Source organism: Paenibacillus prosopidis (genome assembly GCF_003337375.1).
Classification (GTDB): domain Bacteria; phylum Bacillota; class Bacilli; order Paenibacillales; family Paenibacillaceae; genus Pristimantibacillus; species Pristimantibacillus prosopidis.
In genome coordinates this window covers 372,153-384,586 of record NZ_QPJD01000002.1, presented here as the reverse complement: position 1 = coordinate 384,586, position 12,434 = coordinate 372,153, and the positions used below count along the sequence as shown (strand labels likewise).

Below are 12,434 nucleotides of genomic sequence, written 5' to 3'. Positions count from 1 at the left end.
CGCGGTGGCCAAGTGGCTTGATGGCATTGAATCAGCGGTTGGCGGCGGTCCCGGCGGCCCGAAGCGAGTACGGACGCTGCGATTATTGCTTATCGTTGGAGGGATTGGCGCAGCGCTAATGATTATGAATTCTTTTCTGACTTTTAATGAAGTCGAACCTTCGGCCCAAGATCCGAATCCGCCGCCGCAATCAGAGCCCGTGTTGGGCAGATCGGCGTCATCCGGCTCGTCGTTCGAAGCGATCGAGCATCCTATGGAGACGCGATTGAAAGAAATTTTGGAGAAAATCGTTGGAGTCGGAACGGTCGATGTGCTCGTAACGATCGATTCGACAGAAGAAATAGTCGTTGAGCGCAATGAGCAGGAATCACAGCAAGTAACAGATGAAAACGACCGCAACGGAGGCCGGAGACACATCACATCGATAACGAAAGACGGACAGGTCGTATTGGTTGAAGTGTCGGGAGAACAGAAGCCCATTATTACCAAAACGATTAACCCGCGCATTCGCGGTATTCTCATAGTTGCTAAAGGTGCCGAAAATGTGACGGTCAGACGTTTAATCATCAATGCGGTGGAGAAGGGCGTAAACGTGCCGGTTAATCGAATTTCTGTTGTGCCAAGCAAACAATAAACTAAATTGAAGAGTTGGGGAGGGTGTTCTCATGAACACGAAAAGACAAACGGTATGGCTCGTATCGATGCTTAGCTTAATGGTGGTATTATCGGCGTATTATTTGTTTACGCAGGACGTGGAGTCGCCTGAGGTTCTGACAGACGGTACTCAAACGGAGCAAGCGGCTCAGAATGCGACTGAAGCAGCAACGAGCGGGGAGGGTGTTGTATTGAACGAAGTTCAGCAGACAGCAGATGATTCAATCATCAGCGATGCAGATCAAGAAGTGCTGGATATGGTAGAAGAGCAAGGTCTGGCTGCAGGCGGATTGTTCAGTGAACTGCTTGCGAAGCGGGAGCTTAAAAACACCGAAGCGGAAAACCGTATTATGGCAGTCATTGCCGAGACGCAAAACAAGCAAGAGGACTCCGTAGCGGCGATGACCGAGCTCGATATGCTGGAAGAGAAAAATGCAAAAATTACAAGCTTGGAGTCGGAGCTCATGAAGGAGTATGAAATCGCTGTGATCGACGAGGAGAGCGATCATTTCAAGGTTGTCGTTTCAAGTGAAAAGCTGGAGAAGAAACAAGCGGCCGACATTATCAAATTAGTGATGAGTACCATGGATGTGGGAGCAGATCAAGTATCCGTTCGTTATGTACCTTAATTGAATTTCTTGAAAAGCCCCTGTCGTCACCAGCGCTTAGCTGAAGACGGCAGGGGCTTTTTTTGGCTGTTCATTAAGTGCTATGGAAAAAATGATTCGTGTTCAGGCTTGTTTATGATATAATATTAAACGTTATGTGAAAGAATTGGATAGATTGGCATGAATACAATTGCTGTTCGATGCCATGGAAGCAATAGCTATCGCAAATTTAAGGAGTGAAAATATTCATGTTCAAATTGAGCGAGATCAAAGAGTTGATCAAATTGGTTGATCAAACTTCCGTTCATGAGCTGGAAATCGAAAACGAAGGGACTCGCCTGCTCATCCGCAAGCCTGGCAAAACAGAAGTGGTGAATGTGCAAGCGGCTCCGATTACGCATACATATTCGCATGCACCGCAGTTTAGCCAGCCTGTACAGCCTGCTGCTCAAGCATTCGCACAGCCTCAAGCTGCTCAAGAAGCGGCGCCATCGGTTCCGCCTGCTGAAAACCTGCATCAAATCGTATCTCCGATGGTAGGCACGTTCTACAGTTCGCCGTCTCCTGAAGCATCGGCATTCGTCAAAGTCGGCGACCGTATCAATGAGAAGAGCGTTGTCTGCATTTTGGAAGCGATGAAGCTGATGAACGAGCTGGAAGCAGAAGTTCGCGGTGAGATCGTCGAAATTTTAGTCTCCAACGGTCAGCTTGTAGAGTATGGCCAGCCGTTATTTCTTGTTAAACCAGAATAACCCGGTGATTTAACGTCCGAACAGGGAAACTGTTGTTTGAAAGGGGTTCCTACGTGAAATTTCACAAAATATTAATTGCAAATCGCGGCGAAATTGCGGTTAGAATTATTCGCGCATGTCGCGAGCTTGGTATTAGCACAGTCGCTGTTTATTCCGAAGCGGATCGCGACTCGCTGCATGTCCGGTTAGCCGATGAAGCTTATTGCATCGGACCGACAGCATCCAAGGACAGCTATTTAAATTTAACGAATATTATGAGCGTAGCTACGATAACCGAATGTGACGCGATTCATCCCGGTTACGGATTTCTCGCTGAAAACGCTGACTTTGCGGAAATTTGCGAGTCATGCAACATCACGTTTATTGGTCCATCACCTGATGCCATTAACAAAATGGGCGATAAAGCAGTGGCCAAGCTTACGATGAAATCGGCCGATGTGCCGATTATTCCGGGCTCTGACGGGCTTGTCGAAAGTATGGATGAAGCGGTTAGCGTTGCTCGCCAAATCGGATATCCCGTAATTATTAAAGCAACAGCAGGCGGCGGAGGTAAGGGGATCCGGATCGCGGAAGACGAGTCGACGCTTGTTCAGCAAATTACGACGGCACAGCAGGAAGCGCAGAAGGCGTTCGGCAATGCAGGAGTCTACTTGGAAAAATATTTAACCGGCATGAAGCACGTTGAAATTCAAATTATGGCTGATAAGCACGGAAATGCCGTACATTTGTTTGAGCGCGATTGCTCGGTTCAGCGTAGACGGCAAAAGCTTGTAGAGGAAGCGCCATGCGCAGTATTATCTCCCGAGCTGCGTGAACGTATGGGGCAAGCTGCTGTGCGCGCAGCACTCGCGGTTAATTATTCGGGTGCGGGTACATTAGAATTTTTGCTTGGACCCGACGGAAACTTTTATTTCATGGAAATGAATACGCGTATTCAAGTCGAACATCCCGTAACCGAGATGATCACAAACGTGGATTTAATTAAAGAAATGATTTCCGTAGCTGAAGGAAACCCGCTTTCTTTCGCTCAAAGCGACTTGAAGATCAATGGTTGGTCCATTGAGTGCCGCATTAATGCGGAAGATTCCGAACGTAATTTCATGCCGTCGCCTGGTACGATTCCTTTTTACTTGCCGCCGGGCGGCGCGGGAGTTCGAGTGGATAGTGCGGTGTATCCCGGCTATACGATTTCCCCGCATTATGATTCAATGATCGCGAAGCTGATCGTATGGGGCTCCACTCGTGAGGAAGCGATCGCGCGGATGAAACGAGCACTTTCGGAGTTTGCCATCGAAGGCATTCGGACTACGATTCCGTTCCATTTAAAGCTTCTGAATCACTCCAAGTTCATTCAAGGAAACTTCGACATAAAGTTTCTTGAGGAGCATGATATTAACGTTCCGGAATGAGCAACCGACAAAGATGTGAACAACTAGTATAGTTTGTCATATTTCTTGCCGAATGTTATAGTATATTAACAAGATGCGGTTTATTGCTTGGCTTAAATGCTGAGTACGCGCAACTTTAAGGAGGTGTACAACCACCATGAGTACGATTGCTGCGGATTATGAGAAAACGGACATTGGCACCATTCAAATTGCACCTGAAGTCATTGAAGTAATCGCTGGATTAGCTGCGATTGAAGTGAAGGGCGTTGCTGGAATGAGCGGCGGGTTCGCCGGCGGCATAGTAGAGCTTCTTGGCCGTAAAAACTTATCCAAAGGTGTTAAGGTTGAAGTAGGTCAGCGCGAAGCTGCTGTAGATGTTTCCATAATCGTTGAGTACGGCAATAAGATTCCGGAGATCGCTTCGGAAATTCAACGAAATGTGAAACGCTCTATCGAGATGATGACTGGGCTCCACGTTGTTGAAGTGAACGTACATATTCACGATGTACATTTCAAAACGGCTGATAAACCGGAAGAAGAAGATTTCCATCATCGAGTAAAATAATTTGCAATGTTAATTGAATTCCGTACAACCCCCTCGTGAATGGGCATGCCGCTCGGCACAAGGGGGTTTTCATTCGGCTTGACAAGAGGAGGCGCTACGTTGGTTAAAGTCGTGGACAAGCTGCTTTTGTTTCTTTATAGCATTGTAATCGGATGCTTGTCTGTATTTCTGCTAAGCATAGGATTTGGCTGGATATCGAAGGACGTGATGAACGATCTTTTAACCGATTTATATCGGCTGGATTCCATTCAAATTACGCTAGCGGTAACGGGTGTCATCCTATTTGTATTGAGTTTGCGTTTTTTTATTGTATCGCTGATGCGCGGCTCCGCTTCGGCTCCATCTATTGATCAAAGAACCGACTTTGGAGATATCCGTATCTCACTTGAAACGATCGAAAACTTGGCGCTTAAAGCAGCATCCCGCCAGCGCGGAGTCAAAGATTTGCGCGCACGCATCCGAGCTACTGATGCAGGGCTTGATATTGTTATTCGCGCGGTTGTCGACGGTGAAAGTTCTATTCCAGTGCTTACAGAAGAGATTCAACGCGCCGTCAAAGAGCATGTAGAGGATATTGCTGGAATACCCGTTATGAATGTCGCCGTCTATGTGGCTAACATCATTCAAACGGGCACGTTTAAGAGTCGCGTGGAATAGAGGTGAGTTTGCTGATGTGGAGAGAGTTCTGGGCCATCTATGGGAAACGTGTTGCAGGGGCTGCATCGGGGCTTTTTTTCGGTTTCTTATATTTGTTCGTCGGTTTTTGGGACATGCTCTTTGTAGGACTGCTCGTCTCAATCGGTTATTGGATCGGCAAGCAGAAGGAATTAAATAACGGACCTATCTTTCCATGGCAGCGGCTTTGGTATGCGTTGTTAGAAAGATTTCGACCGTTTAGATGATCCTGTGGTCTCCTCCGTACTCCGGAATCCGGTTAGCCGCTTATTCGGGGCAGGGAGGAGATCATAGTTTTTTTTTTGGAAAGATGGATTTTAGGGAAGTACTAGAATAAATCAATATAATCGGCATTAATGCTGCCGTGGAGGTCACATGAAACGAAGATTAGCACGAGAAATTGCGATTTCAAGTTTATATCAAATGGAAATGAATGAGGTTTCGGCCTCAGACGCGGTCGATATGCTGATGGAAGAGCTTCGTCAAGATAATGAAATTGGTGCCGATCCTTCTGAGATTGGCAGCACGGACGAGTTTGTGCGTGAGCTGGTATACGGCGTTATGGAGCGGAAGCAAGCAATCGACGGCATGCTGCAGCAATTTTTGACGGGATGGCAGGTTGACCGTTTGTCTCGTGTCGACCGACAAGTACTGCGTCTCGCATGCTATGAAATGGTATTCCGGGATGATGTTCCACCGAAGGCGGCAATTAATGAGGCGATCGAGCTAGCAAAGCATTTCGGCACGGAGGAATCAGGTAAATTCGTTAACGGCGTGCTCGGTAAATTATTGCTCGGATTAAATGAATTAAAATCTTAAAAACAACAGGAAACGTTAAACATCGACTGAAAAGGAGACTGGAGCTATGTGCGCACAAATCATTGAAGGTAAAAAAATATCCGACCTTATACGTGAGGAAATGATTACGGAAACTGCAGCCCTTAAAGATAAGGGTGTCGTTCCTGGTCTGGCAGTAGTACTCGTAGGCGAGGATCCAGCCTCAAAGGTATATGTCGGCTCGAAAGAGAAGGCATGCCAGCAGCTTGGTTTTTATTCGGAAGTACACCGCTTGCCGGCGGCGACAAGCGAAGAAGATTTACTCGCTGTCATTGACCGTTTGAACAATCAATCTACGATTAACGGCATTCTTGTTCAATTGCCGCTTCCTAAACATATAAACGAGAAAGCCGTAATTGATGCTATCCGCGTCGACAAAGATGTGGACGGCTTCCATCCGGAGAGTGTAGGTAATTTAGTGATTGGCGATGATAGCTTACTGCCTTGCACACCTGCAGGAGTGATTGAGCTTATCAAACGGAGCGGAGTCGAAATTTCGGGTAAGCATGCAGTCATTATCGGCAGAAGCAATATTGTCGGTAAGCCTGTCGCCATGCTGCTGCTTCGTGAAAATGCTACCGTTACCATCTGTCACTCGCGCACCGCGAATATGGAAGAGATCGCTAAGCAAGCCGATATTCTTGTTGTAGCAATCGGTAAGGCAAAAGCAATTGACAGTAAATTTGTTAAACCAGGCGCAATTGTTATCGATGTGGGTATCAACCGGTTAGCTGACGGCAAGCTGGCAGGCGATGTGGATTATGAAGATTGTCTGGAATCAGCTGGATATATCACACCTGTACCTGGCGGCGTTGGTCCCATGACCATTACAATGCTTATGAAAAATACGATTACAGCGGCAAAAAGGGCAAACGGAATCAAGGAGTGACGTTTGGCATGGCGGATCAGCCACGTATTTATTCCATAAAAGAATTAAATCGTTATATCCGAATGAAGCTGGAATCGGATTCTTTGTTAGGTGATGTATGGCTTCGCGGTGAAATCTCGAATTTTACGCACCATTCAAGCGGGCATATGTATTTTACGCTGAAAGATAGCGACAGCCGTTTGAAATGCATTATGTTCGCGTCGCATAACCAACGGCTTCCGTTTATACCTCGTGAAGGTACGAAAGTAATTGCTAGAGGCAATATTTCGGTATATGAACGTGATGGCAATTATCAGTTTTACGTTACCGCCATGCAGCCGGACGGGATCGGAAGCTTGTATCTCGCTTATGAACAGCTCAAGAGCAAGCTGGATGCTGAAGGGTTGTTCGCCGAATCGCGCAAACGTCCTATCCCCCGTTTTCCGCGTGCTGTCGGAATCATTACTTCTCCGACAGGAGCAGCTGTACGTGATATTATTATAACACTGCAAAGACGTTATCCATCGATTCCGGTATACATATATCCAGTCCTAGTCCAAGGAACGCAAGCTGCACCGGCTATTGTGAAAGCAATAGAAGCTATGAACCGTTTTGGCGGGGCCGACGTATTAATTGTTGGACGCGGCGGAGGCTCGCTTGAAGAGCTATGGGCATTCAACGAAGAACTGGTTGCACGAAGCATTGCAGCTTCTTCCATTCCGGTTATTAGTGCGGTAGGACATGAGACTGATTTTACAATTGCTGATTTTGTAGCAGACTTACGTGCCGCCACGCCTACAGCGGCAGCAGAGCTTGCCGTACCGAACATAGCTGAACTGCAGCAGCAGTTGAAACGTCAGCAGCAGAGGCTCATACAAGCGATTCGTTTCCGGGTGCATGAGGATAAGGAGAATCTGCAGCGCATTCGGCGCTCGCCTTTTTTCATGCATCCGCGCAAATACTTGCTGGAGCAGGCGCAGCGGCTGGACCGGCTGAAGGAGCAGCTTGAGCAACGGACAAAGCGGATTGCCGAACGCGGACATTCCCGGTTAGCAAGACTTCAAACGGTGCTGGCCGGGCATCATCCGGGAGAACGAGTTGCTTTTGCGGCTAAGCGTTGGCAAAGTGCAGCCAGGCAGCTGGAGCAGTCGATGACGGCGGCCGTTAAGGAAAAGAAGCTGAAACTGCATGGAAGTATCCGTCAGTTGGATGCATTAAGCCCACTTAAAGTTATGTCAAGGGGCTATAGCTTGGTATATGACGAAAGCGAGCAACGGTTAATTAAATCGATGGACGATGTGCAGCTAGGTGACGTTGTGAAAGTAAAGGTTTCAGACGGTCAGCTGGAATGCCATGTATGGTCAATGAGAGGAGATCAAATCGATGGAAGCAACGAATAATAGCGAGCTCACCTTTGAGCAGGCGATGGAACGACTGGATACAATCGTTTCTAAGCTAGAGAACGGCGATGTTCCTTTAGAGACAGCAATCGAATTGTTTCAAGAGGGAATGAAGCTATCACAGCTATGCGGCGGCAAGCTTGAGCAAGTAGAACGTAAAATTGAAGTGTTAATTGAGACGGAGCAGGGCTTCCAGAAAAAAACGTTTGCGCCCGTAAACGAGGATAAAGGGGAATAAGCTTGAACGAGAGGGTAGCAATTAAAGAATACTTAACCCAATGCGCGGAGCTGACGGAAGCTTCGCTTAAGAAATCAATTCCAACTGAATGGGATGTTCCAGACCGTTTGCGGGAAGCGATGGTATACTCCCTTGAAGCAGGAGGCAAACGGCTTCGTCCAGCGCTTGTGCTTTCAGCAGCTGAAGCCGTATTCGGCAAGCCAGCATTGCGCGAAGCCGCTCTGCCGGTGGCTTGCGCTGTAGAATTTATTCACACCTATTCATTGATTCATGATGACTTGCCAGCCATGGATAATGACGACTTCCGCAGAGGCAAGCCGACTAATCACAAAGTGTTTGGAGAAGCGATGGCTATTTTGGCTGGAGATGCGCTCCTTACTCATGCCTTTCATTTGATTCCTCAAGCGGTACGCAAAGGCGGTATCAGTGCGGATGCAGCGCTTGCTATTGTAGAAGACCTTGCAAAGCTTGCAGGAGCTCCAGGTATGGTAGGCGGTCAAGTGGCTGATATGCTGGGCGAGCAAGGTATTACTTCAATTAGTGAGCTTGAATATATTCATCTTCATAAAACGAGTGATTTAATTGTTTTTTCGGTGACGGCAGGCGGCCGAATCGGCGGGGCAACCAATAAACAGCTTGAATTGCTGGCTCAATATGGTCGAAACATAGGTTTGGCTTTTCAAATTCAAGATGACATATTGGATTTAATCGGAGACGAGAAGAAGCTGGGTAAGAAAACGAACAGCGATGTGCAGCAGAACAAGGTTACTTATCCTTTTCTTATCGGCTTGGAAGAGAGCAAAGCTCAGGTTGAACGACTCACGCAAGCAGCAAAGTCTGCCGTGCTTGAAGCGGAGCTTTTGGCGCCGGAACGATTGCTTGAGATTGCTGATTATCTCGTTCAGCGCGATCATTAAACCAAAGATGCTTAGCTTTATTGGTTGGGAAACAAAGATCAGTATGTTATAATAGGAAAAATGTTGATGTTCATGGGACAGATGTCATAAGCTGTCCGCGAAAGCGAGGAAAGTAACGTGCTGCTTGATCAGATAAACGGACCTCAAGATTTGAAAGCTTTGACAACTGCGCAGCTAGTGCAGCTGGCCGGTGAAATCCGTCAGTTTCTTATTGAGAAGCTCTCCGTTACGGGTGGTCATCTCGCTCCGAATTTAGGAGTTGTAGAACTGACCCTAGCCATGCATTATTTATTTAACAGTCCGGATGATAAATTTATTTTTGATGTCGGACATCAATCATATGTTCATAAAATTTTAACCGGCCGCAAGGACCGGTTCGATACGCTGCGCAAATACAAAGGGTTGTGCGGTTTTGTAAAGCGATCTGAGAGCGAACACGATGTATGGGAAGCCGGGCATAGCAGTACATCTTTATCAGCTGCAATGGGTATGGCACTAGCTCGTGATTTGAAGGGCGAAAGCAACCGGGTCGTGGCAGTCATTGGTGATGGCGCTTTAACGGGCGGTATGGCTTTAGAAGCGTTAAATCATATCGGGCATGAAAAGAAAGATTTAATTGTCGTTCTAAATGATAATGAAATGTCGATCGCTCCAAACGTAGGCGCATTACATCACTATTTGGGGAAAATTCGTACCGACCGTCATTATCACAAAGCGAAAGACGAATTACAGCAATTATTGAACAAAATACCGGCTATTGGCGGGAAGCTTGCTAAAACAGCGGAGCGTTTTAAGGACAGCTTGAAATATTTGCTGGTGAGCGGCATTTTATTCGAACAGTTTGGTTTTACGTATTTAGGGCCGGTGGATGGTCACGATATCGAGCAAGTGCTTGATATTATGCGACAAGCGGATGCTATGCCGGGTCCCGTGCTTGTTCACGTGCTGACCGTGAAGGGGAAGGGGTATTCGCCTGCTGAAGCGGATTCATTCAAATGGCATGGCATTACGCCTTACAAAATTGAATCCGGCCAAGTGGTAAAAGCGGTTGGACCTCCTGTTTATACAGACGTGTTTGGTGACATGTTAATTGAATTAGCTGATAAGGATAATCGTATTGTCGCAGTTACGCCTGCGATGCCGGGCGGATCAGGCTTGCTAAAATTTGCGGAAAAGTATCCGAATCGAATGATTGACGTAGGGATTGCCGAGCAGCATGCGGCTACGATGTCGGCTGCACTAGCCATTGAAGGATTAAAGCCGGTATTCGCGGTTTACTCAACCTTCCTGCAGCGTGCTTATGACCAGGTTGTACACGATATTTGCCGTCAAAACTTGAACGTTGTATTTGCTATTGACCGTGCAGGCTTTGTCGGTCCTGATGGTGAAACGCATCATGGTGTTTATGATATATCATTTCTTAGACATATCCCGAATTTGGTTATTATGATGCCGAAGGATGAAAATGAGCTTAGACGCATGCTTAAGACAGCCGTTGACTACTGTGATGGACCAATTGCCGTACGTTACCCGCGGATTGCAGGATTAGGCGTTGAGATGGATGCAAATCCGCAATCACTGCCGATCGGCGAGTGGGAAACGGTTCGCGATGGTGATTCCGGAGTCATTTTGGCCATTGGACCGATGCTTCAGGTTGCCGAAGAGGCTGCTGAGCTTCTCAAACGCGAAGGTCTGAACGTCCAAATTGTGAATGCCCGGTTCATAAAGCCGCTGGATGAACAGATGTTATTATCTTTAGCCTCCGAAGGAAAGCAGATGATTGTGCTGGAGGAAGGCTCTGAACTAGGCGGTTTCGGCAGTTCTGTGCTTGAATTTTATTCGCTAAAAGGCATTTACGGTCTTCCTGTTCGAATAATAGGCGTACCGGATGTATTCGTCGAGCACGGTACGATAAAAGAGCAAAGGCAAGAAATCGGCTTAACTGCCGAGAGAGTGGCCACAGAGTTCAAAACCATGCTGCCACGCCGCATAAAGCGCGTAACCGGCCAGCAGTAAAGTTTGAAGGAGACAGATGACTACGACACCTAAAGAACGAATAGACGTGCTGTTGGTGGAGCGCGGTTTTTATGAAAGCAGAGAAAAGGCGAAAGCGGCGCTGATGGCGGGTCTCGTGCTGGTAGACGATGAGCCTGTTGATAAGAGCGGCATGAAAGTGGCACGAACGGCGGATATCAAGGTGAAAGGTGCCTTACATCCATACGTGAGCCGCGGAGGATTGAAGCTCGAGAAAGCAATTCGTACGTTCGATATCGATTTGAGAAATCGTGTCATGCTCGATATTGGCGCATCAACGGGGGGCTTTACGGACTGCGCTCTCCAGAATGGCGCTTCGTATGTTTATGCAATCGACGTTGGCTACAATCAGCTTGACTGGACGCTTAGACAAGATGAGCGAGTTCATGTAATGGAACGAACTAACTTTCGTTATATGCAGCCGGCAGATCTAAGCGGACCGCCGCCAACCTTCGCTTCAATTGATGTTTCTTTCATTTCATTGAAGCTCATTTTGCCTGCTTTATCGGCTTTACTCACAGTCGATTCCGGCATTGTCGCACTCATTAAGCCTCAATTCGAAGCAGGTAGGGAAAAAGTCGGAAAATCAGGTGTCGTCCGCGATTCAGCCGTGCATAAGGATGTACTGCGGACCGTACTGAATGCAGCCGCGCAATTGGGATATTCACTTGTGAACCTAACATTCTCCCCGATAACCGGCGGTGAAGGCAACATCGAGTTTTTAGCCTACTGGAAATGGACGTCAGAGCCTAATACAATTGTACCGGATGACGCTCAATTGGATGAACTGGTTAAACAAGCGAATCAAACGTTTACGACTGGAAAGTAAATAGCAGCAGCATGCCAATAAGGTGCCGAGCAGTATTTCATTACTGCTTGGGCATCTTTTTTCTTTACAGCGGCACTCTCTATTTGATAAACTAAAGAAAGCCAAACAAATGTTCGTCTACTAGACGGAACAGGAAAATGCTACCTTCTTATCGAACAATAAGTGATGAATCCATTTACGAATGGGGGACTGCTTATGGGAAAGTACGGAGACTGGTTTATTATGCTGCTAGCCGGAAGTTTGCTGCTATTTTGGTTGTTTAGAGCATTTTACCGTTGGCTGCATGAGCCTTCTAGCGTGAATCGCCTCAAGTTAGGCAAAGGCGGAGAGCTCTCTGCAAACGATGAGAATATTATGCTGCTCGAACAGGCTGGCTATGAAGTGAGCTCAGGTAAACATTTAATTCCGATTCCCATTGAGCTGGATGGCGTACCACTCGGAAGGGGAAGCCGGTTATATATTGATTATATTGCGGAAATGGATAACCATACATACATCGTTAAGACAGCGCGTGATCGGATGCCGATGGATTGGACGGCAAGCGGAGTCAGGGATCGGTTACTCGTTTATTCATTGCTGTTACCTGAATGCGCTGGCGTATTGTTCGTTGATGCTAAGGAGAAAGTAATACGCAAAATAACGTTTCACATCGCAGACTAATAGTCATGG

General features: G+C 47.1%; 15 protein-coding genes. All 15 read left to right on the top strand.

Annotated elements, in window-relative coordinates:
* Positions 1-4 precede the first annotated feature (4 nt).
* The gene (gene spoIIIAG / locus DFP97_RS04140; protein ID WP_114378702.1) at positions 5-634 is read left to right on the top strand and encodes a stage III sporulation protein AG; all 630 of its coding nucleotides are present in this window, start codon (positions 5-7) and stop codon (positions 632-634) included.
* Positions 635-665: 31 nt separating this feature from the next.
* Positions 666-1,283 carry a SpoIIIAH-like family protein gene (locus DFP97_RS04135; protein ID WP_114378701.1) on the top strand — a complete coding sequence of 206 codons (618 nt, stop codon included), beginning with the start codon at positions 666-668 and terminating at the stop codon, positions 1,281-1,283.
* Positions 1,284-1,510: 227 nt separating this feature from the next.
* Positions 1,511-2,014, top strand: a complete 504-nt coding sequence (gene accB / locus DFP97_RS04130) for an acetyl-CoA carboxylase biotin carboxyl carrier protein (RefSeq protein ID WP_114378700.1) — start codon at positions 1,511-1,513, stop codon at positions 2,012-2,014.
* A 53-nt stretch (positions 2,015-2,067) separates the two neighbouring features.
* A complete protein-coding gene (accC, locus tag DFP97_RS04125) occupies positions 2,068-3,423 on the top strand; it encodes an acetyl-CoA carboxylase biotin carboxylase subunit (protein WP_114378699.1) in 1,356 nt (451 codons plus the stop codon).
* A 136-nt stretch (positions 3,424-3,559) separates the two neighbouring features.
* Complete coding sequence (locus DFP97_RS04120; RefSeq protein ID WP_114378698.1) at positions 3,560-3,967, top strand: Asp23/Gls24 family envelope stress response protein; 408 nt, start codon at positions 3,560-3,562, stop codon at positions 3,965-3,967.
* A 99-nt stretch (positions 3,968-4,066) separates the two neighbouring features.
* Positions 4,067-4,624 (top strand): alkaline shock response membrane anchor protein AmaP, encoded by a 558-nt coding sequence (gene amaP, locus DFP97_RS04115; RefSeq protein ID WP_114378697.1) that lies wholly within the window; start codon positions 4,067-4,069, stop codon positions 4,622-4,624.
* A gap of 14 nt (positions 4,625-4,638) precedes the next feature.
* Entirely contained in the window at positions 4,639-4,869 is a 231-nt protein-coding gene (locus DFP97_RS04110) for a DUF2273 domain-containing protein (RefSeq protein ID WP_114378696.1), read from the top strand.
* Between the two features lie 148 nt (positions 4,870-5,017).
* Complete coding sequence (gene nusB, locus DFP97_RS04105; protein ID WP_114378695.1) at positions 5,018-5,461, top strand: transcription antitermination factor NusB; 444 nt, start codon at positions 5,018-5,020, stop codon at positions 5,459-5,461.
* A gap of 46 nt (positions 5,462-5,507) precedes the next feature.
* Entirely contained in the window at positions 5,508-6,368 is an 861-nt protein-coding gene (folD, locus tag DFP97_RS04100) for a bifunctional methylenetetrahydrofolate dehydrogenase/methenyltetrahydrofolate cyclohydrolase FolD (RefSeq protein ID WP_114378694.1), read from the top strand.
* 8 nt (positions 6,369-6,376) lie between these two features.
* Positions 6,377-7,747 (top strand): exodeoxyribonuclease VII large subunit, encoded by a 1,371-nt coding sequence (gene xseA / locus DFP97_RS04095; protein WP_114378693.1) that lies wholly within the window; start codon positions 6,377-6,379, stop codon positions 7,745-7,747.
* Entirely contained in the window at positions 7,731-7,985 is a 255-nt protein-coding gene (gene xseB, locus DFP97_RS04090) for an exodeoxyribonuclease VII small subunit (protein WP_114378692.1), read from the top strand. Before xseA ends, xseB begins: the two co-directional genes overlap by 17 nt.
* Before the next feature lie 2 nt (positions 7,986-7,987).
* Positions 7,988-8,902: a polyprenyl synthetase family protein gene (locus DFP97_RS04085; protein WP_114378691.1), complete on the top strand. Its 915-nt coding sequence runs from the start codon at positions 7,988-7,990 to the stop codon at positions 8,900-8,902.
* A gap of 117 nt (positions 8,903-9,019) precedes the next feature.
* Entirely contained in the window at positions 9,020-10,918 is a 1,899-nt protein-coding gene (gene dxs / locus DFP97_RS04080) for a 1-deoxy-D-xylulose-5-phosphate synthase (protein ID WP_114378690.1), read from the top strand.
* A gap of 16 nt (positions 10,919-10,934) precedes the next feature.
* The gene (locus tag DFP97_RS04075; RefSeq protein WP_114378689.1) at positions 10,935-11,765 is read left to right on the top strand and encodes a TlyA family RNA methyltransferase; all 831 of its coding nucleotides are present in this window, start codon (positions 10,935-10,937) and stop codon (positions 11,763-11,765) included.
* A gap of 195 nt (positions 11,766-11,960) precedes the next feature.
* The gene (locus DFP97_RS04070) at positions 11,961-12,425 is read left to right on the top strand and encodes a hypothetical protein (RefSeq protein ID WP_114378688.1); all 465 of its coding nucleotides are present in this window, start codon (positions 11,961-11,963) and stop codon (positions 12,423-12,425) included.
* Positions 12,426-12,434: the final 9 nt, after the last annotated feature.